The organism is Pseudomonas sp. RL, assembly GCF_000647775.1.
In the GTDB taxonomy this organism is placed as follows: domain Bacteria; phylum Pseudomonadota; class Gammaproteobacteria; order Pseudomonadales; family Pseudomonadaceae; genus Serpens; species Serpens flexibilis.
The window spans coordinates 54291-79609 of record NZ_JBOY01000010.1 but is presented as its reverse complement, the minus strand read 5'-3'; the positions used below and the strand labels follow the sequence as shown (position 1 = coordinate 79609).

General features: G+C 65.2%; 23 protein-coding genes. 20 read left to right on the top strand and 3 right to left on the bottom strand.

From position 1 onward, the window contains the following. Positions 1–9 precede the first annotated feature (9 nt). From AS93_RS0103025 to rnhB, 6 genes are read left to right on the top strand one after another with little or no spacing between them, the layout of a single operon-like run. A complete protein-coding gene (locus AS93_RS0103025) occupies positions 10–513 on the top strand; it encodes an OmpH family outer membrane protein (protein WP_027589214.1) in 504 nt (167 codons plus the stop codon). Positions 514–516: 3 nt separating this feature from the next. Next, complete coding sequence (gene lpxD, locus AS93_RS0103020) at positions 517–1575, top strand: UDP-3-O-(3-hydroxymyristoyl)glucosamine N-acyltransferase (protein WP_027589213.1); 1059 nt, start codon at positions 517–519, stop codon at positions 1573–1575. Positions 1576–1618: 43 nt separating this feature from the next. Next, a complete protein-coding gene (gene fabZ / locus AS93_RS0103015) occupies positions 1619–2059 on the top strand; it encodes a 3-hydroxyacyl-ACP dehydratase FabZ (protein ID WP_027589212.1) in 441 nt (146 codons plus the stop codon). Further along, positions 2056–2832, top strand: a complete 777-nt coding sequence (gene lpxA / locus AS93_RS0103010; protein WP_027589211.1) for an acyl-ACP--UDP-N-acetylglucosamine O-acyltransferase — start codon at positions 2056–2058, stop codon at positions 2830–2832. The genes fabZ and lpxA overlap by 4 nt, the downstream gene beginning before the upstream one ends. 4 nt (positions 2833–2836) lie before the next feature. Further along, positions 2837–3970: a lipid-A-disaccharide synthase gene (gene lpxB / locus AS93_RS0103005; RefSeq protein WP_027589210.1), complete on the top strand. Its 1134-nt coding sequence runs from the start codon at positions 2837–2839 to the stop codon at positions 3968–3970. Positions 3971–3972: 2 nt separating this feature from the next. Next, positions 3973–4572 (top strand): ribonuclease HII, encoded by a 600-nt coding sequence (gene rnhB, locus AS93_RS0103000; protein WP_027589209.1) that lies wholly within the window; start codon positions 3973–3975, stop codon positions 4570–4572. A gap of 138 nt (positions 4573–4710) precedes the next feature. Here the strand turns inward: rnhB and AS93_RS0102995 are convergent, their stop codons facing one another. Continuing rightward, a complete protein-coding gene (locus tag AS93_RS0102995) occupies positions 4711–6189 on the bottom strand; it encodes a carbon starvation CstA family protein (protein WP_027589208.1) in 1479 nt (492 codons plus the stop codon). Between the two features lie 317 nt (positions 6190–6506). On the opposite strand from AS93_RS0102995, the gene AS93_RS0102990 reads away from it, so the two are divergent. The 9 genes from AS93_RS0102990 to ispD all read left to right on the top strand — a co-directional run bounded on the left by AS93_RS0102990 (position 6507) and on the right by ispD (position 19129). Then, positions 6507–7862 (top strand): 8-oxoguanine deaminase, encoded by a 1356-nt coding sequence (locus AS93_RS0102990; protein WP_027589207.1) that lies wholly within the window; start codon positions 6507–6509, stop codon positions 7860–7862. An 83-nt stretch (positions 7863–7945) separates the two neighbouring features. Then, entirely contained in the window at positions 7946–11473 is a 3528-nt protein-coding gene (gene dnaE, locus AS93_RS0102985) for a DNA polymerase III subunit alpha (protein ID WP_027589206.1), read from the top strand. A gap of 102 nt (positions 11474–11575) precedes the next feature. After that, the gene (locus AS93_RS0102980) at positions 11576–12526 is read left to right on the top strand and encodes an acetyl-CoA carboxylase carboxyltransferase subunit alpha (protein WP_027589205.1); all 951 of its coding nucleotides are present in this window, start codon (positions 11576–11578) and stop codon (positions 12524–12526) included. An 84-nt stretch (positions 12527–12610) separates the two neighbouring features. After that, on the top strand, positions 12611–13927 hold the full coding sequence (tilS, locus tag AS93_RS0102975) for a tRNA lysidine(34) synthetase TilS (protein ID WP_027589204.1): 1317 nt from the start codon (positions 12611–12613) through the stop codon (positions 13925–13927). Between the two features lie 147 nt (positions 13928–14074). Next, positions 14075–15706 (top strand): CTP synthase, encoded by a 1632-nt coding sequence (locus AS93_RS0102970; protein WP_027589203.1) that lies wholly within the window; start codon positions 14075–14077, stop codon positions 15704–15706. Further along, positions 15703–16548 carry a 3-deoxy-8-phosphooctulonate synthase gene (gene kdsA, locus AS93_RS0102965; RefSeq protein WP_027589202.1) on the top strand — a complete coding sequence of 282 codons (846 nt, stop codon included), beginning with the start codon at positions 15703–15705 and terminating at the stop codon, positions 16546–16548. Before AS93_RS0102970 ends, kdsA begins: the two co-directional genes overlap by 4 nt. A gap of 40 nt (positions 16549–16588) precedes the next feature. After that, entirely contained in the window at positions 16589–17878 is a 1290-nt protein-coding gene (gene eno / locus AS93_RS0102960; protein WP_027589201.1) for a phosphopyruvate hydratase, read from the top strand. A 268-nt stretch (positions 17879–18146) separates the two neighbouring features. Continuing rightward, on the top strand, positions 18147–18428 hold the full coding sequence (gene ftsB / locus AS93_RS0102955) for a cell division protein FtsB (protein ID WP_027589200.1): 282 nt from the start codon (positions 18147–18149) through the stop codon (positions 18426–18428). Then, positions 18425–19129, top strand: coding sequence for a 2-C-methyl-D-erythritol 4-phosphate cytidylyltransferase (gene ispD / locus AS93_RS0102950; protein ID WP_037008440.1), 705 nt, complete (start codon positions 18425–18427; stop codon positions 19127–19129). The genes ftsB and ispD overlap by 4 nt, the downstream gene beginning before the upstream one ends. A gap of 190 nt (positions 19130–19319) precedes the next feature. Here ispD and AS93_RS0102945 read toward each other — a convergent pair whose 3' ends face one another. Both AS93_RS0102945 and AS93_RS0102940 read right to left on the bottom strand, forming a co-directional pair. Next, entirely contained in the window at positions 19320–20492 is a 1173-nt protein-coding gene (locus tag AS93_RS0102945; protein ID WP_027589198.1) for a hypothetical protein, read from the bottom strand. 29 nt (positions 20493–20521) lie between these two features. Further along, entirely contained in the window at positions 20522–20833 is a 312-nt protein-coding gene (locus AS93_RS0102940) for an HPF/RaiA family ribosome-associated protein (RefSeq protein ID WP_027589197.1), read from the bottom strand. Positions 20834–20936: 103 nt separating this feature from the next. On the opposite strand from AS93_RS0102940, the gene AS93_RS0102935 reads away from it, so the two are divergent. From AS93_RS0102935 to surE, 5 genes are all read left to right on the top strand, one after another. After that, positions 20937–22052, top strand: a complete 1116-nt coding sequence (locus tag AS93_RS0102935; protein ID WP_027589196.1) for an S-(hydroxymethyl)glutathione dehydrogenase/class III alcohol dehydrogenase — start codon at positions 20937–20939, stop codon at positions 22050–22052. Positions 22053–22115: 63 nt separating this feature from the next. Continuing rightward, positions 22116–22982 carry an S-formylglutathione hydrolase gene (fghA, locus tag AS93_RS0102930; protein ID WP_027589195.1) on the top strand — a complete coding sequence of 289 codons (867 nt, stop codon included), beginning with the start codon at positions 22116–22118 and terminating at the stop codon, positions 22980–22982. Positions 22983–23032: 50 nt separating this feature from the next. Continuing rightward, a complete protein-coding gene (gene ispF / locus AS93_RS0102925) occupies positions 23033–23506 on the top strand; it encodes a 2-C-methyl-D-erythritol 2,4-cyclodiphosphate synthase (protein ID WP_027589194.1) in 474 nt (157 codons plus the stop codon). Then, positions 23503–24561 (top strand): tRNA pseudouridine(13) synthase TruD, encoded by a 1059-nt coding sequence (gene truD, locus AS93_RS0102920; protein WP_027589193.1) that lies wholly within the window; start codon positions 23503–23505, stop codon positions 24559–24561. The genes ispF and truD overlap by 4 nt, the downstream gene beginning before the upstream one ends. Next, positions 24549–25298: a 5'/3'-nucleotidase SurE gene (surE, locus tag AS93_RS0102915; protein WP_027589192.1), complete on the top strand. Its 750-nt coding sequence runs from the start codon at positions 24549–24551 to the stop codon at positions 25296–25298. The genes truD and surE overlap by 13 nt, the downstream gene beginning before the upstream one ends. Positions 25299–25319 lie beyond the last annotated feature (21 nt).

The window sequence follows — 25319 nt, the reverse complement described above, 5'->3', positions numbered from 1 at the left end:
GAGTACACCGTGCGTAAACTCACCCAGCTGGTTCTCCTGGCCTCCGCCCTGGTGGCTGCCCCGGCTTTTGCCGAAATGAAGATCGCCGTACTGAACTACCAGATGGCGCTGCTCGAGTCCGATGCCGCCAAGCGCTACGCCGTGGACGCCGAGAAGAAATACGGTCCGGATCTCAACAAGCTGAAGACCCTGGAAAGCGACGCCAAGCGTCTGCAGGATCGCCTGACCAAGGAAGGCGACAAGCTGTCCACCGCCGAGCGTGAGCGCCTGGAGCTGGAGTTCCGCCAGAAGGCTCGTGACTTCCAGGCTCAGTCCCGCGAGTTGAACGAAGCCAAGGCGCGTGGTGACCAGGAAACCCTGCAGCAGCTCAAGCCCAAGCTCGACCAGGCCGTTGCCGATGTGCTCAAGAAGGGCAACTACGACCTGGTTCTGGACCGCGCCGCCGTCATCGACGTCAAACCGCAACTCGACATCACCCGCCAGGTGATCGAACGGATGAACCAACTGCGCTGAAGTATGAAGTCTCTAGCATTCACTCTCGGCGAGCTGGCCGAGCGACTGGGCGCCACCCTGCGTGGCGCCGCCGACAAGCAGATCTCCGGACTGGCCACCCTGCAGGACGCCGGCCCCGGGCAACTGACCTTCCTGGCCAATCCCCAGTACCGCAAGTACCTGGACCAGACCCGGGCCGGCGCCGTGCTGCTCAAGGCTGCAGACGCCGAGGGGTATGCAGGCGACGCGCTGGTGGTACCGGATCCCTATCTGGCCTACGCGGGGCTCTCGCACCTGTTCGATCGCAAGCCGGTCGCCGGCGCGGGCATTCATCCCTCCGCCGTGGTGGCCGATGACGCCGAAATCGATCCTAGCGCCAGCATCGGGCCCTGTGCCGTCATCGAAAGCGGCGCCAGGATCGGCGCCCATGTGACCATCGGCGCGCACTGCGTGATCGGCGCCCGCTCCGTGGTGGGCGAGGGTGGCTGGCTGGCACCGCGGGTCACCCTTTACCACGACGTCACCATCGGCAAGCGCGTGGTGATTCAGTCTGGCGCGGTGATTGGCGGCGAAGGCTTCGGCTTCGCCAACCAGAAGGGTGTCTGGCAGAAGATCGCCCAGATCGGCGGCGTGACCATCGGCGACGATGTGGAAATCGGCGCGAATACCACTGTAGATCGCGGAGCGCTGGCCGATACCCTGATCGGTAACGGCGTCAAACTCGACAACCAGATCATGATCGCGCACAACGTGCAGATCGGCGACCACACCGCCATGGCGGGCTGCGTGGGCATTTCCGGCAGCACCAAGATCGGCCGTCATTGCATGATCGCCGGCGGCGTCGGCATGGTCGGGCACATCGAAGTCTGCGACAACGTGTTCGTCACCGGTATGACCATGGTGACCCGTTCGATCACCGAACCGGGCTCCTATTCCTCCGGTACGGCCATGCAACCGGCGGCCGAGTGGCGCAAGAGCGCGGCGCGCATCCGTCAGCTCGACGAGATGGCCCGCCGTCTGCAACAACTTGAAAAACGTCTGGCGGCCGTGACCCCGGACGGGGATGCCTCATCTGAAGCCTGAAGGTTTCAACCGCATTCTTCCTGAGTATCAAGGCTTCCTGAACATGATGGACATCAACGAAATACGTGAACTGCTGCCGCACCGCTACCCGTTCCTGCTGGTGGACCGGGTCGAGGCCATTGATCTGGAAGGCAAGACCATTCGCGCCTACAAGAACGTCACGATCAACGAGCCGTTCTTCAACGGGCATTTCCCGCAGCACCCGATCATGCCGGGCGTGCTGATCATCGAAGCCATGGCCCAGGCCGCCGGCCTCCTGGGTTTCCGCATGCTGGATGCCACGCCGGCGGACGGCACCCTCTACTACTTCGTCGGTTCCGACAACCTGCGCTTCCGTCAGCCGGTCGTGCCCGGCGACAAGCTGACCCTGCAGGCGCGCTTCCTTAGCGCCAAGCGTGGCATCTGGAAGTTCGCCTGCGAGGCGAGCGTGGACGACAAGCCGGTCTGCTCGGCGGAAATCATTTGTGCGGAACGCAAACTATGAGTTCGATTGACCCGCGCGCGATCATCGACCCGAGTGCCCGTCTGGCCGAAAACGTCAGCGTCGGCCCCTGGTCGATCATCGGCCCGGATGTGGAGATCGGTGAAGGTACCGTCATCGGCCCGCATGTGATCGTCAAGGGTCCCACCCGCATCGGTCGCAACAACCAGATCTTCCAGTTCTCTTCCATCGGCGAAGACACTCCCGACCTCAAGTACAAGGGTGAAGCCACTCGCCTGGTGATCGGTGACCACAATGTCATCCGTGAAGGCGTGACCCTGCACCGGGGCACCGTGCAGGACCGTTCGGAAACCACCATCGGCAGCCACAACCTGATCATGGCCTACGCCCATGTGGGGCATGACTGCGTGATCGGCAACCACTGCATCCTGGTGAACAATACCGCGCTGGCGGGTCACGTGGTGATGGACGACTGGGCGATCCTCTCCGGCTACACCCTGGTGCACCAGCACGTGCGTATCGGCGCCCACAGCTTCTCCGGCATGGGCACGGCCATCGGCAAGGACGTGCCGGCCTTCGTCACCGTATTCGGCAACCCGGCCGAGGCGCGCAGCATGAACTTCGAGGGCATGCGCCGGCGCGGTTTCTCCGCCGAGGCGATCCAGGCCCTGCGCCGCGCCTACAAGATCGTCTACCGCCAGGGTCTGACCATCGAGCAGGCCTTGGCCGAGCTCGAAGGCACGGCCAGCCAGTTCCCCGAAGTGGCTCTGTTCCGTGACTCCATCCGCGCCTCCACGCGCGGCATCACCCGCTGACGCCATGGCGGCTTCCTTGCGCGTCGCACTGGTCGCCGGCGAAGCGTCCGGCGACATCCTCGGCTCGGGCTTGATGCGTGCCCTCAAGGCACGCCATCCGGAGGTGGAGTTCATCGGCGTAGGCGGTCCGCGCATGGAGGCCGAGGGCCTGGTCTCCATGTTCCCCATGGAGCGCCTGGCGGTCATGGGCCTGGTCGAGGTGCTCGGCCGACTGCCCGAGCTGCTGCGCCGCCGCAAGCAGCTGATCGCCGACCTGACCGCCGCCAAGCCCGACGTGTTCATCGGCATCGACGCCCCGGATTTCAACCTCGGTGTCGAGTTCAAGTTGCGTCAGGCCGGCATCAAGACCGTTCACTATGTCAGCCCCTCGGTGTGGGCTTGGCGGCAGAAGCGCGTGTTCAAGATCCGCGATGCCTGCGATCTGATGCTGACCCTGTTCCCGTTCGAGGCACAGTTCTACACCGAGCACCAGGTGCCGGTGTGCTTCGTCGGCCACCCGCTGGCCGACGATATCCCGCTGCAGGCCGACCGCGCCCAGGCGCGCCGCGAGCTGGGTCTGGCAGAGGAGGGCGCCGTGGTGGCCCTGCTGCCGGGTAGTCGGGGCGGCGAAGTGGCCAAGCTGGGCAGTCTGTTCCTGGATGCCGCCGAGCGCCTGCGCGCCCTGCGTCCGGAGCTGCACTTCGTATTACCCTGCGCCAACGCCGAACGCCGCGCCCAGCTCGAACAGATGCTGGCCGGCCGCAACCTGGCGCTGACCCTGCTCGACGGCCAGTCGCACCAAGCGCTCGCCGCCTGTGATGCGGTGCTGATCGCCTCGGGCACCGCCACCCTGGAAGCGCTGCTGTACAAGCGGCCCATGGTGGTCGCCTACAAGGTGGCGCCGCTGACCTACCGCATTCTCAAGCGGCTGGTGAAGAGCCCCTACGTGTCGTTGCCCAACCTGCTGGCCCAGCGCCTGCTGGTGCCCGAACTGATCCAGGATGCGGCCACCCCGGACGCCCTGGCGCAGACGCTGGCACCGCTGATCGTCGATGGCCACGCGCAGACCGACGGTTTCGACCAGATCCACCGCACGCTGCGCCGCGACGCCTCGGCGCGTGCCGCCGACGCGGTGCTGGAACTGGTAGGGCAGCGCTGAGCATGCAACTGGGTCTGGATTTCGAACTGGTCGAAGAGCTGGTCGCCGGGGTCGACGAAGTCGGCCGCGGCCCGCTGTGCGGCCCGGTGGTCACCGCCGCGGTGATCCTCGATCCGGCCCGCCCGATCCAGGGCCTCAACGACTCCAAGAAACTCACCGAAGCGCGCCGCGAGGCGCTGTTCGACGAGATCCAGGAAAAGGCCCTGGCCTGGTGCATCGCCCGCGCCGAAGTGGACGAAATCGACCGCCTCAACATCCTGCATGCCACCATGCTCGCCATGCAGCGCGCTGTGGAGGGGTTGAGCGTCACCCCGAAACTCGCCCTGATCGACGGCAACCGCTGCCCGAAACTCGCCGTGCCCAGCGCCCCGGTGATCGGCGGCGACGCCGAGGTGCCCGCCATCGCCGCCGCCTCCATCCTCGCCAAGGTCAGCCGCGATCGGGAAATGCAGGCGCTGGACCTGATCTACCCCGGCTACGGCCTGGCCGGCCACAAGGGCTACCCCACGCCCGTCCACCTCGAAGCGCTGCAGCGCCTTGGCGCCACGCCTATCCACCGACGCAGCTTTGCGCCGGTGCGCAAAGCACTGGAAATTCTCTAGAGCTTCCCAGCCGATCTGCTGGTGGCTTCGATCCCGGTCAAACGCTTGCGTCATCCTTCTTGGTAACGAAAACGGGGCCTACTCTTTCGAGTGGCCCCGTCTGCCCGGCTAATGCTGCGTAATAGGTGGCGGGTTTAGTTACGCTTCCGGTTCCGCATACGCATTGGCGTTGTTTCGATTGTGTTGAATGACCAAGCCGATGAGGCAGGCTACGGCGATCAGGATGCCAATCGGTTTGGCATAGTGGATTGGCAGGTTAAAGCCAATCCCGGCCGTTGCGATATACGAAATGGTCACGGCGGTGCCGATCACGGCGGGGATGCTGACAATCCAGTGGAAGCTGCCCCGATCCAACAAATACTTGGTTGCCAGCCACAGCACGCTGGTGGACAGCAGCATGTTGGAGAAAGCGAAGTATCGCCAGATCAGCGAGAAGTCCAGGAACGTCATCAGATACGCCACGCCCAGCAGCGGCGCCGACAAAGCCAGGCGGCGCATGGCGGACTGGGGAATGTTGAAGGCGTCGGTGATGGTCAGGCGCAGCGAGCGGAAAGCGGTGTCGCCGGAGGTGATCGGGAAGATGGCCACTGCCAAGATCGCCATCACTCCGCCAAAGATGCCCAGGTAGCTGGTAGCGATATGGTTGACCACAAAGCCCGGCCCGCCTTGGTCGAGCATAGCCTTGAGTTCGACATAGCCGCCGGGGAAGGTGGCGATGCCTGCCGTGGCCCACACGCAGGCGACTATGCCTTCGCACATCATCGCGCCGTAGAACACCGGGCGAGCATATTTTTCATTGGTGAGGCAGCGGGCGATCATCGGCGACTGGGTAGAGTGGAAACCACTGATGGCCCCGCAGGTTATGGTCAGGAACAGCAACGGCCAAATGGGCAGTCCGCTGGGGTTGGGCGTCAGGAAGTCATGCTCATGGTGGCCGTCGAAGTAGGCGAACAGATCGGTGACCTGAGGCAGGTGGGGCGCTTCACGCAGCAGCGCTAGAGCAACCAGGCTGGTCATCACGATCATCAGCAAGCCAAACAGCGGATACAGTTTGGCGATGATTTTGTCGATGGGTAGCAAGGTCGCGAAGAAATAATAGGCGAGTATTAACAATACCCAAAATGTATTTCCGGCCAGGAAAGTGCCTTCGAAATAGGACAGGTTGCTCAGCAGGCCTGCCGGGCTCATGATGAAAACCACGCCAACGAAGAAAAGCAGCATGCAAGTGAAGACCAGCATGAAGCCTTTGAAGATCACGTTGTAATAGTTTCCGGCAATCTCCGGCAGGCTTTTACCATCTTCCTTGAGGCTCATAACGCCGGAGAAATAGTCATGCACCGCACCGCCAATAACGTTGCCGATGACAATCCAGACCAGCGCGATCGGGCCATACAGGGCGCCCAGGATGGGGCCGAAAATAGGGCCGATACCGGCAATGTTCAAAAACTGAATCAGAAATGCCCTCATGGGGCTGATGGGGACGTAGTCGACGCCGTCATGCAGGCGCTGTTGGGGGGTTATGGCTGTAGGGTCTATGCCCGCTTGTTTTTCAACAAATGGGCTGTAGAACTTGTAGCCGAGTAAAAGTATTGCAAGGCTGGCAAAGAAAATGAGCATTTATGGACCTCGTTTTGTAGGAGTAAGCTCCGCTGGCTGCTCTGCTCTAATGGGAGCTTTTTTGAGGGTAAGCCAATGAGCGCTCTCGCTTATTGAGCATCAGCCTAAAGTCGTAGATGTGGAGCGAAAGGGGGCAGATTATTTTTTCGTCTAGGCTGACTCGTGCAGGAATGAGGGAAAAGACACGGCATTTATTTATCGCCCCATTCTTTAAAGCAGAAGACCGCGGGTGACGGCTCGGTTAGCCCCCTCCGGGACCTGATTTTGCCCAGATGGACACCCCCTTGACCCGTCACGCAACACTGGAAACGTCCGCCATGCCCGCCACTCGCCTCTGGATCAAGAACCCCCTCGCCCTGTTCACCGCCAACGAGCAGCGCGCGCCGGGCGGGCTGGTGATTGAAGGCGGGGTGATCGTCGAGCTGCTGGGCGCCGGTCAGGCGCCGGCGCGGCCGGTGGACAGCACCTTCGATGCCCGCGAGCACGTGGTGTTGCCGGGGCTGGTCAATGCCCATCATCACTTCTATCAGACCCTGACCCGCGCCTGGGGGCCGGTGGCCAGTGTGTCGCTGCTCGACTGGCTGATGACGCTCTACCCGGTGTGGGCCGGGCTGACGGCCGAGCAACTGGCACTGGCCAGCCGGGTCGCGCTGGCCGAGCTGTTGCTGTCGGGTTGCACCACCACGGTGGATCAGCATTACCTGTTCCCGGACGGCCTGGAGCAAGCCATCGATATAGAGGTGGAAGCGGTGCGCGAGCTGGGTATGCGCGCCACCCTGTGCCGGGGCTCGATGAACCTGGCCAAGCCCGACGGCGGGCGGCCCTACCGGCGCCTGGAGCAGGACGCCGAGGTGATCCTCGCCGACAGCGCGCGGCTGATCGACCGCTACCACCAGCGCGGCGACGGCGCGCAGATCCAGATCGCCCTGGCGCCCTGTTCGCCGTTCTCGGTCACCCGTGAGCTGATGCGCGACACCGCCGTGCTGGCCGAGGCGCGCGATGTGCGGCTGCACACGCACCTGGGCGAGACGCCGGACGATGCGGCGTACTGCCTGCGGCGCCACAACATGCATGCGGTGGGCTACCTGAAGAGCGTCGGCTGGCTGGGGTCGCGCACCTGGCTGGCCCATGGCATCCACTTCAGCCTGGTGGAGATCGACCGCCTCGGCGCCGCCGGCGTCGGTATCTGCCATTGTCCGAGCGCCAACATGCGCCTGGGCAGCGGTATCTGCCGGACCCTGCAGCTGGAGGTCGAAGGGGCGATCATTGGCCTCGGCGTCGATGGCTCGGCCGCCAACGATACCTCCAACCTGATGCTCGAGGCGCGCCAGGCGCTGTACCTGCAGCGTCTGCGCTACGGCGCGGCGGCGATCACGCCGGAGAAGGTGCTTGGCTGGGCGACCCGGGGCTCGGCGCGCCTGCTGGGGCGCAATGACATCGGCGAGCTGGCGGTGGGTAAACAGGCCGACCTGGCGCTGTTCAAGCTCGACGAGCTGCGCTTTTCCGGCAGTCACGACCCGCTGGCCGCGCTGCTGCTGTGCGGCGCCGAGCGAGCCGACCGGGTCATGGTCGGCGGCCGCTGGCGGGTGATCGACGGACAGATCGATGGGCTGGACGTCGCCGCGCTGATCGCTGCGCACAACCAGGCGGCGCGGCAGCTGATTGCCGGTTAGCACTTGTGGCGCTGCCCACCGCCCCGCCTGCGCGCTTTCCGTTACAATCCCGCCCCTTACCGTCAGCCGTGCCCAGGTCAGCCATGCCCGTTTCGTTCGTCCATCTGCGTCTGCACACCGAGTTCTCGCTGGTCGATGGCCTGGTGCGCGTCAAGCCGTTGGTCAAGGCCGTGGCGGCGGCCGGGATGCCGGCGGTGGCGGTCACCGAAATCAACAACATGCATTCGCTGGTGCAGTTCTACAAGGCGGCCAATGGCGCGGGCATCAAGCCGATCTGCGGTGCGGATATCTGGCTGGCCAGCCCGGAAGAAGATGGCCCGCTGAGCCGCATGACCCTGCTGGTGATGAACGCCAAGGGCTATCTGAACCTCACCGAGCTGGTCTCCCGCGGCTGGACCGAAGGCCAGCGCAACGGCATGGTGGTGATCGAGCGCGACTGGGTCAAGGAAGCGTCCGAAGGGCTGATCGCCCTGTCTGGCGCCAAGGAAGGGGAGGTTGGCCAAGCGCTGCTGAATGGCGACGAGGCGCTGGCCGAGCGTCTGCTGCGTGAATGGATGGATGCCTTTCCGGAGCGTTTCTACGTCGAGCTGCAGCGCACCAACCGGGTCAACGACGAGGAATACCTGCACGCCGCCGTGCCGCTGGCCGATCACTGCGGCGCGCCGATCGTGGCCACCAACGATGTACGCTTCCTCAAGCAGGACGATTTCGCCGCCCACGAAACCCGCGTTTGCATCGGCGAAGGCCGCTCCCTGGACGACCCGCGCCGCCCGCGCCTGTACAGCGACCAGCAGTACCTGAAGTCGCCCGAGGAAATGGCCGAGCTGTTCAGCGACCTGCCGGACGCCATCGAGAACACGGTGGAAATCGCCCGGCGCTGCAACATCGAGGTAAAGCTGGGCAAGCACTTCCTGCCGGACTTCCCGACTCCCAACGGCATGAACATCGACGACTACCTGCGCCATGCCTCCTACGAGGGGCTGGAAGAGCGGCTGGCGGTGCTCTGGCCGAAGGCAACCACGCCCAATTACGAAGAAGTGCGCCAGCGTTACGTGGACCGCCTGGAGTTCGAGCTCAACACCATCATTCAGATGGGCTTTCCCGGCTACTTCCTGATCGTGATGGACTTCATCCAGTGGGCCAAGAACAACGGCGTGCCGGTGGGGCCGGGGCGGGGCTCGGGTGCGGGCTCGCTGGTCGCCTATGTGCTGAAGATCACTGACCTCGATCCGCTGGCCTACGACCTGCTGTTTGAACGCTTCCTGAACCCCGAGCGGGTGTCCATGCCCGACTTCGACGTCGACTTCTGCATGGACGGCCGCGACCGGGTGATCGAGTACGTGGCCGACAAGTACGGCCGCAACGCGGTGAGCCAGATCGTTACCTTCGGCACCATGGCCGCCAAGGCGGTGGTGCGCGACGTGGCGCGCGCCCAGGGCAAGTCCTACGGCCTGGCCGACAAGCTGTCGAAGATGATCCCCTTCGAAGTGGGCATGACCCTGGAGAAGGCCTTCGAGATGGAGGAGCCGCTGCGCGAGTTCCTCAAGAACGACGAGGAAGCCCAGGAAATCTGGGACATGTCCCTCAAGCTGGAAGGCATCACCCGCGGCACCGGCAAGCACGCCGGCGGCGTGGTAATCGCACCGACCAAGCTCACCGATTTCTCCGCCGTACTGTGCGACGAGGACGGCAACGGCCTGGTGACCCAGTTCGACAAGGACGACGTGGAGCAGGCCGGCCTGGTGAAGTTCGACTTCCTAGGCCTGCGCACCCTGACCATCATCAAGTGGGCGCTGGAGACCATCCACCGCGAGCAGCGCCGTCGCGGCGAGACCGAGCTGGTCGACATCGACCGCATTCCGCTGGATGACAAGAAAACCTACGACATGCTGCAGAAGGCCGAGACCACGGCCGTGTTCCAGTTGGAATCGCGCGGCATGAAGGAGCTGATCAAGAAGCTCAAGCCCGACTGCCTGGAAGACATGATCGCCCTGGTGGCGCTGTTCCGCCCCGGCCCGCTGCAGTCGGGCATGGTGGACGACTTCATCAACCGCAAGCACGGCCGCGCGCCGCTCTCCTACCCGCACCCCGACTACCAGTACGCGGGTCTCGAGCCGGTGCTCAAGCCCACCTACGGCATCATCCTGTACCAGGAACAGGTGATGCAGATCGCCCAGGTGATGGCCGGCTACACCCTCGGCGGCGCCGACATGCTGCGCCGCGCCATGGGCAAGAAGAAGCCCGAGGAAATGGCCAAGCAGCGCGGCGGCTTCATCGAGGGCTGCGCGAACAACGGCATCGATGCGGAGCTGGCGGGCAACATCTTCGACCTGGTGGAAAAATTCGCCGGCTACGGTTTCAACAAGTCCCACTCGGCCGCCTATGGTCTGGTTTCCTACCAGACCGCCTGGCTGAAGGCGCATTACCCGGCGCCGTTCATGGCGGCGGTGCTCTCGGCGGACATGCACAACACCGACAAGGTGGTGATCCTCATCGAAGAGTGCCGCAGCATGAAGCTGCGCCTCGATGCGCCAGACGTGAACACCTCGGAGTTCAAGTTCACCGTCAACGAGGATGGCCGCATCGTCTACGGCCTGGGCGCCATCAAGGGCGTCGGCGAGGGGCCGGTGGAGGCCATCGTCGAGTGCCGCGCCGAGGGAGGGCCGTTCAAGGACCTGTTCGACTTCTGCAGCCGCGTCGACCTCAAGCGCATCAACAAGCGCACCCTGGAGGCGCTGATCCGCTCCGGCGCGCTGGATCGCCTCGGTCCCTACTATCAAGACGAGCCGAAGGCCTACCAGGCCAGCGTGGACCTCAACCGCGCCGTGCTGCTGGCCGCCATGGAGGAAGCCGTGCAGGCTGCCGAGCAGACCGCGCGCAGCGAGCAGAGCGGCCACATGGACTTGTTCGGCGGCCTGTTCGCCGAGCCGGAGGCAGACGTGTACGCCAACCACCGCAAGGTGCGCGAGCTGTCGATCAAGGAACGCCTGCGCGGCGAGAAGGAAACCCTCGGCCTGTATCTGACCGGCCACCCCATCGACGAGTACGAGAAGGAAGTGCGGCGTTTCGCCCGCCAGCGCATCGTCGATCTCAAGCCGTCGCGCGAGCTGCAGACCATCGCCGGGCTGATCGTCAACCTGCGGGTGATGAAGAACAAGAAGGGCGACAAGATGGGCTTCATCACCCTGGATGACCGCTCTGGGCGCATCGAGGCTTCGTTGTTCGCCGACGCCTTCGCCAGCAACCAGGCGCTGCTGCAGAATGACGCGCTGGTGGTGGTGGAAGGCGAGGTCAGCCACGACGATTTCTCCGGCGGCCTGCGCCTGCGCGCCAAGCGCGTGCTGAGCCTGGAAAGCGCGCGCACCGCGCTGGCCGAGAGCCTGCGCCTGAAGGTCGATCATCAGATGCTGCAGGGCGAGCGCCTGCGCTGGATGGCTGATCTGTTCAAGCGCCATCGGGGCGCCTGTCCGCTGACCCTGGACTATACCGGTAGCGAGGCACGCGCCCAGTTGCAGTTCGGGGAGGCCTGGCAGGTGGACCCGACCGACAACCTGATTCAGGCGTTGCGTGACCAGTTCGGACGCGACAACGTCTTCCTGCACTACCGCTAGCGGGAATGACCGCCAGCTCGACCACGGGAGCCCCGAATCTTCGAGGTGGGCTCCTCCCGGAACAGCCGCCCGGCCCCTGGCCGCGAAACAAGACGGATGACTATGAACCCGAACTTTCTGGATTTCGAACAGCCGATTGCCGACCTGCAGGCCAAGATCGAGGAGCTGCGCCTGGTGGGCAACGACAATTCGCTGAACATCGGCGAAGAGATCGGTCGTCTGCAGGAGAAGAGCCTGTCGCTGACCGCCAGCATCTTCAGCAACCTGACCAGCTGGCAGATCGCCCAACTGGCCCGTCATCCCAAGCGTCCCTACACCCTGGATTACATCAGCCACATCTTCAGCGAGTTTGAAGAGCTGCATGGCGACCGGCACTTTTCCGATGACGCCGCCATCGTCGGCGGTGTGGCGCGCCTGGGCGAGCGCCCGGTGATGATCATCGGCCACCAGAAGGGCCGCGACGTGCGCGAGAAGGTGCGCCGCAACTTCGGCATGCCGCGTCCGGAAGGCTACCGCAAGGCCTGCCGCCTGATGGAAATGGCCGAGCGCTTCAAGATGCCGATCCTCACCTTCATCGATACCCCCGGCGCCTATCCGGGCATCGATGCCGAGGAGCGCAACCAGAGCGAGGCCATCGCCTGGAACCTGCGCGTGATGGCGCGCCTGAAGACGCCGATCATCGCCACCGTGATCGGTGAAGGTGGTTCCGGCGGCGCACTGGCCATCGGCGTGTGCGACCAGCTGAACATGCTGCAGTACTCCACCTATTCGGTGATCTCCCCGGAAGGTTGCGCCTCTATCCTGTGGCGTACTGCCGAGAAGGCCCCGGAAGCTGCCGAGGCCATGGGCATTACTGCCGAGCGCCTGCGCGAGCTGGGCATCGTCGACGAGATCATCAAGGAGCCGCTGGGCGGCGCCCACCGCGATCCGGGCAGCATGGCCGCCAGCCTGCGCGACAAGCTGAATGCTCAGCTGGATATGCTGCAAGGCCTGGAAACCGACGCCCTGCTGGCGCGTCGCTACGAGCGCCTGATGAGCTACGGCGTGGCCTGATCGGTCCGTCCGCGTTGCTGCACCTCGGAGCCGACGTCAGTCGGCTCCTTGCTTTCCGGGGCCTGGCCCCGCTAGCCTCCCGCCATGACGCTTCCTGATCGACTTCTCCATGCCCTCGCGCCCTGGCGCGACGCGGCTGCCTGGCGCGTGGCCTTTTCCGGTGGGCTGGATTCAACGGTACTCCTGCATCTGCTCGCCGAGCTGCGCGAGCGCGAAACCCTGCCGCCGCTTTCCGCCATCCATGTCGCCCATGGCCTGCAGGCCGCCGCCGAACCCTGGCCGGCGCATTGCCGCGCGGTGTGTGAGCGGCTGGGCATCGCACTGCAGGTTGTCCGGGTCGAGGTGGATCGCAATGCCGCCAGCCTGGAACAGGCGGCGCGCGAGGCGCGTTATGCCGCGTTCGCCTCGGCGCTGCGGCCCGGCGATGTGCTGCTCACCGCCCAGCATCACGACGACCAGGCTGAGACGCTGCTGTTTCGCCTGTTGCGTGGCGCCGGCGTGCGTGGCCTGGGCGGCATGCCGGTGAGTCGTCCGCTGGGGGCGGGGAGCCTGGTCCGGCCGCTGTTGGCGGTGTCGCGCGCCGAGCTTGAAAGTTGGGCGAGACACCACGGTCTGCAGTGGGTGGAAGACCCTTCGAACACCGATACCCGCTTCGCCCGCAATTTTCTGCGCCAGCAGGTCATGCCGCTGCTGGCGGGCTACTGGCCTCAGGTGGCGGGCAATCTGGCGCGCACGGCCGCGCACCTGCGCGAGGCGGATGCCCTGCTGGGCGAGCTGGCCGACCAGGACCTGGTCGCGGCGCGCGAACCGTCGCCCTGGCTCTGGCTGAGCCTGCCTTCATTACGCCTGGAACCGCTGCAGATGCTGTCCGAAGCACGTCAGCGCAACGCGCTGCGTCACTGGCTGGCGCCGCTGACGCGGCTGCCGGACAGCGAGCATTGGGCGGGCTGGGCCTGCCTGCGCGACGCCGTCGACGATCGTGCGCCGGTCTGGCGTCTGCAGGGCGGCGAGCTGCGTCGCGCCGCCGGCCGGCTCTGGTGGCTGTCGGGCCCCTGGCTGAACAGCGTTCATCTGAACGCCGGCTTTGCGGGAGGGCAGATCGACCTGCCGGGCAATGGCCTGGCGCGCTGGGAGGGCCGCCTGCCTTCGGGGGAGCTGCGGCTGGCCTACCGGCAAGGCGGCGAGCGGATGACGCTGGCGGCGCGCGGCACGCGTGACCTGAAACGGCTGCTCAACGAGAGCGGGCTACCGCCGTTCGTGCGCGACCGTTTGCCACTGCTGCTGCGCGGCGACGAGCTGCTGGCGGTGGCCAACCTGCCCCCGCTATGCACCTCGGAAGTGCGAGGTCGCCTGCATTGGGAATGCCCGAAGGCCAACCTCGGGTTTGAGCTGACCGGTTGATTCCGGTAGACTGCGCTCCCGTCTTATTACAGCTTCTGCGGCTTCCTCCGGAACCCGTGGTAGCTGGCTATTGTCGCATTGCGCAATCGCTCCTTCGCTTACCCCGCGGCGCCGGCCGCTTACTAACGCAGACTTCTAGGGTTTTTCATGACGCGCTACATCTTCGTCACGGGTGGTGTTGTTTCTTCATTGGGGAAAGGCATCGCCTCGGCTTCATTGGCGGCCATCCTGGAGGCGCGGGGCCTGAAGGTCACCATGCTGAAGCTGGACCCCTACATCAACGTGGACCCGGGCACCATGAGCCCGTTCCAGCACGGTGAGGTCTTCGTCACCCACGACGGCGCCGAGACCGACCTGGACCTGGGCCACTACGAGCGCTTCATCCGCACCCGGATGACCCAGAACAACAACTTCACCACCGGCCGCGTCTACGCCGACGTGCTGCGCAAGGAGCGCCGGGGTGACTATCTGGGCGCCACCATCCAGGTGATTCCGCACATCACCGACGAGATCAAGCGCCGGGTGATCAAGGGCGCCGGCGACGCCGACGTGGCCCTGGTGGAAATCGGCGGCACAGTGGGTGACATCGAATCCCAGCCGTTCCTGGAAGCGATCCGCCAGTTGCGCGTGGAAGTGGGCGCCAAGCGCGCCATGCTGATGCACCTGACCCTGGTGCCGTACATCGCCACCGCCGGCGAGACCAAGACCAAGCCGACCCAGCATTCCGTCAAGGAGCTGCGCTCCATTGGCCTGCAGCCGGACGTGCTTGTCTGCCGCTCCGAACAGCCCATCGACGTCTCCTCGCGCCGCAAGATCGCCCTGTTCACCAACGTGGAAGAGCGCGCGGTGATCAGCCTGCCGGACGCCGACACCATCTATCGCATCCCCGGCATCCTGCATGCCCAGGGCCTGGACGACTACGTGCTCGAGCGCTTCGGTCTGGAGTGCGACAGCGCCGACCTGTCCGAATGGGAGCGCGTGGTCGACGCCAAGCTGCATCCTGAGAAGGACGTCACCATCGCCATGGTCGGCAAGTACATGGAGCTGCTGGACGCCTACAAGTCGCTGATCGAGGCGCTGAACCACGCCGGCATCCAGAGCCGCACCAAGGTCAATCTGCGCTACATCGATTCCGAAGACATCGAGAACCAGGGCACCGGCCTGCTGGAAGGCGTCGACGCCATCCTGGTTCCTGGTGGCTTCGGTCTGCGCGGCGTGGAAGGCAAGATCAAGACCGTGCAGTACGCCCGCGAAAACAAGATCCCCTACCTGGGTATCTGCCTGGGCATGCAGGTGGCGGTCATCGAATACGCCCGCAACGTGCTGGGCTGGAGCGACGCCAACTCCACCGAATTCGACAAGTCCAGCCAGCACCCGGTGGTCGGCCTGATCACCGAATGGCAGGACGCGACCGGCGCCGTGGAAACCCGTACCGACGCCTCCGATCTGGGCGGCACCATGCGCCTGGGCGCGCAGGAATGCCGTCTGGAAGCCGGCTCGAAGGTGGCCCAGGCCTATGGCGCCGAGGTGATCGAAGAGCGTCACCGCCACCGCTACGAAGTGAACAACAACCTGCTGCCGCAGCTGACCCAGGCCGGCCTGAAGGTCTCCGGCCGCTCGATGGACGGCGCGCTGGTCGAAGTGGTGGAAGCACCGAACCATCCGTGGTTCGTGGCCTGCCAGTTCCACCCGGAATTCACCTCCACCCCGCGTGACGGCCACCCGCTGTTCAGTGGCTTCGTGAACGCCGCGCTGGAATACAAGGCGAACAAGGCATGACCCAGAAGATCATCCGCGTCGGTAACATCGAGATCGCCAACGACAAGCCGTTCGTGCTGTTCGGCGGCATCAACGTGCTGGAGTCCCGCGACCTGGCGATGCAGGCCTGCGAGGAGTACGTGCGGGTGACCGAGAAGCTCGGCATTCCCTACGTGTTCAAGGCCAGCTTCGACAAGGCCAACCGCTCCTCGATCACCTCCTTCCGCGGCCCGGGCCTGGAAGAGGGCATGAAGATCTTCGAGGAAGTGAAGAAGACATTCGGCGTGCCGGTACTCACCGATGTGCACGAACCCTACCAGGCCGCCCCGGTGGCCGAGGTGTGCGACATCATCCAGCTGCCGGCCTTCCTGTCGCGCCAGACCGACCTGGTGGTGGCCATGGCCAAGACCGGCGCGGTGATCAATATCAAGAAGGCCCAGTTCCTCGCCCCGCAGGAGATGAAGCACATCCTGCGCAAGTGCGAGGAGGCCGGTAACGATCAGCTGATCCTCTGCGAGCGCGGCTCCAGCTTCGGCTATAACAACCTGGTCGTGGACATGCTCGGCTTCGGCATCATGAAGCAGTTCGAGTACCCGGTGTTCTTCGACGTGACCCACGCGCTGCAAATGCCGGGTGGTCGCGCCGACTCCGCCGGCGGCCGCCGCGCCCAGGTCACCGACCTGGCCAAGGCCGGTCTGTCGCAAGGCCTGGCCGGCCTGTTCCTGGAAGCCCATCCGGACCCGGACAACGCCAAGTGCGACGGTCCCTGTGCTCTGCGCCTGAACAAGCTGGAAGCCTTCCTCACCCAGCTCAAGCAGCTGGACGACCTGATCAAGCAATTCCCCGCTATCGAGACCGCTTGAGGCGCTCGCCCAAGCCCCTTTCACTGGAGTGTTAGCAAGCATGGCAAAAATCGTCGACATCAAGGGCCGCGAAGTCCTGGACTCCCGCGGTAACCCGACCGTGGAAGCCGACGTGATTCTCGACAATGGTATCGTGGGCAGCGCGTGCGCCCCGTCCGGCGCCTCCACCGGTTCGCGCGAAGCGCTCGAGCTGCGCGATGGCGACAAGAGCCGTTACTTGGGCAAGGGCGTGCTGAAGGCCGTGGCCAACGTCAATGGGCCGATCCGTGACCTGCTGCTGGGCAAGGACCCGGCCGACCAGAAGGCCCTGGACCGCGCAATGATCGAGCTGGACGGTACCGAGAACAAGGCCAAGCTGGGCGCCAACGCCATCCTGGCGGTCTCCCTGGCCGCCGCCAAGGCCGCTGCCAAGGCCAAGGGCATTCCGCTGTACGCGCATATCGCCGACCTGAACGGCACCCCCGGCGTCTATTCCATGCCGGTGCCGATGATGAACATCATCAACGGCGGCGAGCATGCCGACAACAACGTCGACATCCAGGAATTCATGGTCCAGCCGGTAGGCGCCAAGACCTTCGCCGACGCGCTGCGCATGGGCGCCGAGATCTTCCATCACCTGAAAGCCGTGCTGAAGGCCCGTGGCCTGAACACCGCCGTCGGCGACGAAGGTGGCTTTGCGCCGAACCTGGCCTCCAACGAAGATGCCCTGGCCGCCATCGCCGAAGCCGTGGCCAACGCCGGCTACAAGCTGGGCACCGACATCACCCTGGCCCTGGACTGCGCGTCGTCCGAGTTCTACAAGGATGGCCAGTACGACCTGGCCGGTGAAGGCAAGGTGTTCAGCGCCGAAGGCTTCGCCGACTACCTGGCCGGCCTGACCCAGCGCTACCCGATCATCTCCATCGAAGACGGCATGGACGAATCCGACTGGGCCGGCTGGAAGGTGCTGACCGACAAGATCGGCGCCAAGGTGCAACTGGTCGGCGACGACCTGTTCGTCACCAACACCAAGATCCTCAAGCGCGGCATCGAAGAGAAGATCGGCAACTCGATCCTGATCAAGTTCAACCAGATCGGCTCGCTGACCGAGACCCTGGAAGCCATCCAGATGGCCAAGGCCGCCGGCTTCACCGCGGTGATCTCGCACCGTTCCGGTGAGACCGAGGACAGCACCATCGCCGACCTGGCCGTGGGCACTGCCGCCGGTCAGATCAAGACCGGTTCCCTGTGCCGTTCCGACCGTGTGTCCAAGTACAACCAGCTGCTGCGTATCGAAGAGCAGTTGGGCGGCAAGGCTCCGTACAAGGGCCGCGCCGAGTTCCGTGGCTGATCGCCGACGGTGAAAAAGGGCAGCGCAGGCTGCCCTTTTTGTATGTGTGGGCGTGGATCTTTGTAGGAGCGGCTTCAGCCGCGATGCTTTGTGCGAGGTCTAGCCTGGCCGGCCGCGCCTAGCCGGTCGCCCCTAGCCGGTCGCCCCAAAAGCTCGCGACTGAAGTCGCTCCTACAGGTCTTTGCCGGTCGCCGCTTTTGTGGGGGCGGGCCTAGCCGTCCGGGCATGCACGCATTACCTTAGCCCCTCACTCTGGCTGGGCCGATTCATGTTGAGACCTTTCTACCTGCTTTTTGCTGTACTGCTTCTGCTGCTGGCCGGCCTGCAGTACCGCTTGTGGCTGGGCGATGGCGGCGTGGCGCAGATTCGCGACATGAACCGGCAGATCGAGGCCCAGCGCAGCGAGAACGCCCGCCTGCTGGAACGCAATCGCATCCTCGAAGCCGAGGTCAGGGAGCTCAAGCAGGGCATGGAAACCGTGGAAGAGCGGGCGCGACATGAACTGGGCATGGTCAAAGAGGGCGAAACCCTCTTTCAGTTGACGGAATGATGTCTGACTCCCTGCCGGCCTTCTGGGCCGTGATTCCCGCCGCCGGCATCGGCAGCCGCATGCGCGCCGACCGTCCCAAGCAATACCTGGCGCTGGCCGGCCGCACGATCCTCGAACATACCCTGGCCTGCTTTCTCGACCATCCCGGCCTCAAGGGTGTGGTGGTCAGCCTGGCCGAGGATGATCCGTTCTGGCCGCAGCTGTCCTGCGCCCGGGATCTGCGCATTCACCGCGCGCCGGGCGGCAGCGAGCGCGCTGATTCGGTGTTCAATGCCCTGCTTCGGCTGGTCGAGCTGGGCGCCGGGGAGGACGACTGGGTGCTGGTGCATGACGCCGCGCGGCCCAACCTGGCGCGCAGCGACCTGGACAACCTGTTGGCGGTGTTGGCCGACGACCCGGTGGGCGGCCTGCTGGCGGTACCCGCGCGCGACACGCTCAAGCGCGCCGGCCCGGACGGGCGGGTGCGGGAAACCGTCGACCGCTCGGTGATCTGGCAGGCCTACACGCCGCAGATGTTCCGCCTGGCGCCGCTGCAGCACGCACTGGCCGATGCCCGGGTGGCTGGTGTCGCAGTCACCGACGAGGCTTCGGCCATGGAATGGGCCGGACTGGCGCCGCGCCTGGTGGAAGGGCGCGCCGACAACCTCAAGGTCACCCGCCCCGAAGACCTGCAGTGGCTGGCCCAGCGCTGGGGCCGATGAGGCGAGCGTAGGGCGCTCGGCGCTGTTCCGACCGCCGGCACGGCGTTGGCACCAGGGTGGCCAACGCGACATGGCCAGCCCCGTAGGGTGGGTAACTCGCGCAGCGATTACCCACCGAAAGGTGCAGACCGGTGGTGGACAAGCAAAGCGTTGCCCACCCTACGCCAGCGACATCGGCCGTGTGCGGTGGCTAATACCGGTAGATCGCCGCCGCCCCGCTGCGGGTCGGCATGCGTTCCTGCGGCACCACCACGACCTCACCCCCCTGTTGGATCGTCCAGCTGGCCAGTTCCTCGAGCAGGTCCGCGCAGTTGCTCTGCTCGCTGTCCACCTCCAGCGCCTGGCCGGCGCTCTGGTCGGCGTGGCCGGGGATCTTGCGATCGGCTTCCACCAGCAGGGTGGATACCCGCCCTTCACGGGTGGCCTGGGCGATCAGGTTGAGCTGGTCGCTGGACTGCCCCCGGTTGGCCAATGCCTGGAACTGCCCCACCAAGCCCTCCAGGCGCTTCAGGTAGCGCGGCTGCATCACCTGCCAGCTCTTGTCCCGCAATTGCTGGTCATTGAGCAGGCCGGGGTCCAGCGGTATGCCTTCCGGCAGCAGGAACTCGTTGCGGCTGAGCGCGCGGAACATCGCCTGGTTATCCGGTAGCGCGGCCAGCAGCAGTGGCAGCTCGGTGGGGCGGCTGTGATGTTCCAGGATGGCCTTGTCCAACAGGCGGAAGAAGCGCTCGCGATCGCTGTTGATCTCGTCCTGCTTGCCGGAACCGCCGCTTTCGGCGTGCATCGAGCCGGCTCGCTCGCTGGCGCGACCGTAACCCTGGGGCAGTCCGCTCTGGCCTTTCTCGGTCAGCTCGCTGCCCAGTGCCGCTTCCAGCGTTTCCGGGACGCCTTCGGCCAGCGGTACGCGGCTGATGCCATCGCGGTTGCCTTCATACAGGCGCACCCGCTCCAGGGTCAGGCAGAGGATCTGGTAGCGGTCGGCCGATTGCACGATGCGCACCAGTGGGCGAATGCTGGGGCGATCATTGACCACCGCCAGTTCGGGAACGCGGCGTTGCAGGTGAAACACCTGGAAATGACCGGGTGCACTGAAGGCGGCCAGTCCGTCCAGACTGTGGTTCCAGAATTCCTGGGCCTGGGCCAGGGTGCGCAAGGGCTTGAGCAGATCCTCGATGAGCGGTTCGCTGACATCCTTGCGCTCGCGCAGCATGCTCTCCAGCTGGCGGATCAGGGCCTTGAAGCGGATCGGGTCCTGTTCCCGTTCGGGGAAGGTGCGGTGGGTCGGCTGGTAGAGGGAAAGGCAGGGGGTGGCGCTTTCGGTCAGCAATTGGCGAAGGGATTCGCGGGTGAGCAACGCAGCCATGACGCATCTCCTTTGAGGTCAAGAAAGATTCACAGTTGATGCTTGCCGATCAGATGGTCCAGCGCGTTGCCCAGCTTGGTGGTGGCCCCCGTGATGGCCAGTTCGAGGGAGTCGGCCTTGTGGGTCACCGACAACGGATCATGATTCTTCAGTCGTGCCTCGATCTGGCAGCGCTTGTCCTGGGCGCCGCCCTTGCCGCCGTTCTCGTCGTGCAGATGCACCTGCAGGCGGGTCAGGTAGTTGTCGAAGCGGTTCAGCGTGCTTTCCAGCGAAGCGCGCACGCGGTCCTCCAGACCCTGGCTGACGTCGATGCTGTGGTTGCTGTGAACCTGAATGAGCATGGGGGTCTCCTTTCATGTTCAGCGGGCCGAAGAGCCAGGTTTCCCCGGGGCGTCTCGGAAGGCTGATATGCTCTAACGCCATAAACGCCTCTGGAGCATGCTCATGACCATCCGCTCACGCGCCGCGGTTGCCTTCGCCGCCAATCAGCCCCTGCAGATCGTTGAAGTGGATGTGGAGCCACCCCGCGCCGGCGAAGTGCTGGTGCGCATCGTCGCCACCGGGGTCTGCCACACCGATGCCTACACGCTTTCGGGGCAGGACTCCGAAGGCGTGTTCCCCTGCATTCTAGGTCACGAAGGGGGAGGCATCGTGGAAGCGGTGGGCGAGGGTGTCACCTCGGTGGCAGTCGGTGATCATGTGATTCCGCTCTATACCGCCGAATGCGGGGCTTGCAAGTTCTGCACGTCCGGCAAGACCAACCTGTGCAGCGCGGTGCGCGAGACGCAAGGCAAGGGCCTGATGCCCGATGGCACCACGCGTTTCAGCTACCAGGGCCAGCCGGTCTACCACTACATGGGCTGCTCGACCTTCTCGGAGTACACCGTGCTGCCCGAGGTCTCGGTGGCGAAGATCCCCAAGGAAGCCCCCCTGGAAAAGGTCTGCCTACTGGGCTGTGGCGTGACCACTGGTATTGGCGCGGTGCTCAACACCGCCAAGGTCGAGGAGGGTGCCACGGTGGCCATCTTCGGGCTGGGCGGCATCGGCCTGGCGGCGATCATCGGCGCCAAGATGGCCAAGGCCAGCCGCATCATCGCCATCGACATCAACCCCGCCAAGTTCGCCATCGCCCGCGAGCTGGGCGCCACCGACTGCGTCAATCCCCAGGACTACGACAAGCCGATCCAGAACGTGGTGGTCGAGATGACCGACGGTGGTGTCGACTACAGCTTCGAATGTGTCGGCAATGTGCAACTGATGCGCGCCGCGCTGGAGTGCTGCCACAAGGGCTGGGGGGAGTCCACCATCATCGGCGTGGCCCCGGCGGGCGCGGAAATCAGCACCCGTCCGTTCCAGCTGGTCACTGGCCGGGTCTGGCGCGGTTCGGCGTTCGGCGGCGTCAAGGGCCGTACCGAACTGCCCGGCTATGTGGAAAAGGCGCAGCGCGGCGAGATCCCGCTGGACACCTTCATTACCCACAACCTGCCGCTGGACAAGATCAATGAGGCTTTCGAGCTGATGCACGAAGGCAAGAGCATTCGTACCGTCATTCACTTCTGATTCGTGGGCGTGGAGCCGTCGCCGCCAGGCGCCGCCTCCACCTCGACTGCACGAGGCATCGGCATGACCCTTGAACTCCTTTCCAGCAACAAGTGCTTCGGTGGCTGGAACAAGCGATACCGCCATCGTTCCCGCACCCTCGACTGCGAGATGGTATTCGGCATCTACCTGCCGCCCCAGGCCGTGCGGGGTGCGAAGTTGCCGGTGGTGTACTGGCTGTCCGGCCTGACCTGCACGGACGAGAACTTCATGCACAAGGCCGGTGCGCAGCGGCTGGCGGCGGAGCTCGGCCTGGTGCTGGTGACGCCCGACACCAGCCCGCGCGGCCCCGGTGTGCCCGATGATCCGGAGGGCGCCTGGGACTTCGGCCTGGGTGCCGGCTTCTATGTGGATGCGACCCAACACCCCTGGGCTCAGCATTACCGCATGCACGACTACGTGGTGCGGGAGCTGCCCGCGCTGATCGAGGCCGAGTTCCCGGTATCGGAGCTGCGCGCCATCAGTGGCCACTCCATGGGCGGTCATGGTGCGATGGTCTGTGCGCTGCGCAACCCCGGACGCTACCGCTCGGTCTCGGCCTTTGCGCCCATTGGCAATCCGATCAGCAGCCCCTGGGGGGAGAAGGCCTTCACCCACCTGCTGGGAGACGATCACGCAACCTGGAAGCCCTGGGACGCCTGCGCGCTGATCGCCGCCACCCGCGGCAAGGACTGCGAGCGTCTGCCCATCCTGGTGGACCAGGGGGAGGATGACGAATTTGTTGATCTGCAGCTCAAGCCCGAGGTGCTCAGGGCCAGCGCCGAGACCAGCGGCTACCCCCTGACGCTGCGTCGCCAGCCCGGTTACGACCACAGTTATTACTTCGTGGCCAGTTTCATCGAGGACCACCTGCGCTATCACGCCCAACACCTGGCGCAGCCGAGCGCCTGATAGCCGAGTCGGGTAGAATCACGCCCTGTTTTTCTCCAGGGCGTTTCTTCATGCGTATCGGCCACGGCTACGACGTTCACCGCTTCGGCGAGGGCGATTTCATCACCCTTGGCGGAGTGCGGATTCCCCACAAGTTCGGGCTGGTTGCCCATTCCGATGGCGATGTCGTGCTGCACGCGCTGAGCGACGCGCTACTCGGTGCGGTCGCCCTGGGCGACATCGGCAAGCACTTCCCGGATACCGACCCGACCTTCAAGGGCGCCGACAGCCGCGTGTTGCTGCGCCATGTGGTCAAGCTGGTGCGCGAGAAGGGCTGGCAGGTCGGCAACGTGGATGCCACCATCATCGCCCAGGCGCCCAAGATGGCGCCGCATATCCAGGTCATGCGCGAACGCATCGCCGAGGATCTGCAGGTGGAGCTGGATCAGGTGAACGTCAAGGCGACCACCACCGAGAAGCTCGGTTTCACCGGCCGTGAGGAAGGTATCGCCGTGCATGCGGTGGCCCTGCTGCTGCCGCTATGACCGAGACCGATCTGCTCGGGCCTCGCGCCCATGGTGAGCCCTGCGGCAGCGCGCTGCTGAAGGAAACCGCCGAGGACTTCCAGGTCGACGAAGTGCTGGACATCCCGCTCAGCGGCAGCGGCGAGCACCTCTGGCTGTGGGTCGAGAAGCGCAATCTGAATACCGAGGATGCCGCGCGGCGCATCGCCAAGGCCGCGCGCCTGCCGATCAAGGCCGTCAGCTATGCCGGCCTCAAGGACCGCCAGGCGCTGACGCGCCAGTGGTTCAGCCTGCACCTGCCGGGCAAGACCGATCCCGATCTGAGCGCCGCCGAGGACGACAGCCTGCGCCTGCTCAAGCAGGTCCGTCACAGCCGCAAACTGCAGCGCGGTGCCCATGCCGCCAACGGCTTCACCCTGCGCCTGACCCACCTGCAGGCTGACCGCGAGGCACTGGAGCAGCGCCTGCTGCGCATCCAGGCCGAGGGTGTGCCGAATTACTTCGGCTTGCAGCGTTTCGGCTTCGACGGCGGCAATGTCGCGCAGGCGCGCGAGTTCGCCGCCCGGCAGGAGCTTCCGGTGCAGCGCAACCTGCGCTCGCGGCTGCTGTCTGCGGCGCGCAGTTATCTGTTCAACCGGGCACTGGCCGCGCGGGTTGCCAACGGGACCTGGAACCGCGCGCAGGTGGGTGATCTGCTGGCCTTCACCGACAGCCGCAGCTTCTTTCCCGCCGGCGAGGCGGAGTGCAGCGATCCGCGCCTGGCCATCCTGGACCTGCATCCCACCGGTCCGCTGTGGGGTGAGGGGGAGACGCCCGCCGCGGGCGCGACCGGAAAGCTGGAGCAGGAGTTGGCGGCGCGCGAAAGCGAGCTCTGCGCCTGGCTGCAACAGGCGGCCATGGCGCAGGAGCGGCGTATCCTGCGCCTCCCCATCGCCGGCCTGGCGTGGCATTATCCGGCCCCTGACATTCTGCAACTGAGCTTCGTCCTGCCGTCCGGCTGCTTCGCCACCGCTGTGGTGCGCGAGCTGCTCGAGCTGGTCCCGGCGGGGCCGACGGATTCTTCATGCGTATTCTGATTGCCAACGACGACGGGGTGCATGCGCCGGGCCTGGTCGCGCTGCACGATGCCCTGGCCGGCTATGCCGACTGTACGGTGGTCGCGCCGATGCGCGACATGAGCGGCGCCAGCAGTTCGCTGACGCTCGACCGTCCTCTGCACCCGCAGCGCATGCCCAACGGTTTTATCGGCGTGGACGGCACGCCCACCGACTGCGTGCACCTGGGCCTCAACGGCCTGCTCGAGGACAAGCCTGACCTGGTGGTGTCCGGCATCAACCTGGGCGCCAACCTCGGGGACGATGTGCTTTACTCCGGCACGGTGGCGGCCGCCATCGAGGGTCGTTTCACCGGCAAGCCCGCCTTCGCCTTTTCCCTGCTGTCGCGTAGCCCGGACAACCTGCCGAGCGCGGCGCATATCGCGCGCACCCTGGTCGCCAATCATCACCGGCTTGATCTGCCGCCGCGCACGGTGCTCAGTGTGAACATCCCGAACCTGCCGCTGGGGCATATCCGGGGCATCCGCCTGACCCGTCTGGGGCACCGCGCCTGCGCTGCGCCGCCGGTGAAGGTGGTCAACCCGCGTGGCAAGGAAGGCTACTGGATCTCGGTGGCCGGCGACGCGGAAGACGGCGGTCCGGGCACCGATTTCCACGCGGTGATGCAGGGTTATGTTTCGGTCACGCCGTTGCAGCTGGACCGCACCTTTCATGAGGCCTTCAAGGGGCTCGATACCTGGCTGGAGGATTTGTTGTGATCAACCGCGAGCCACGCCTCT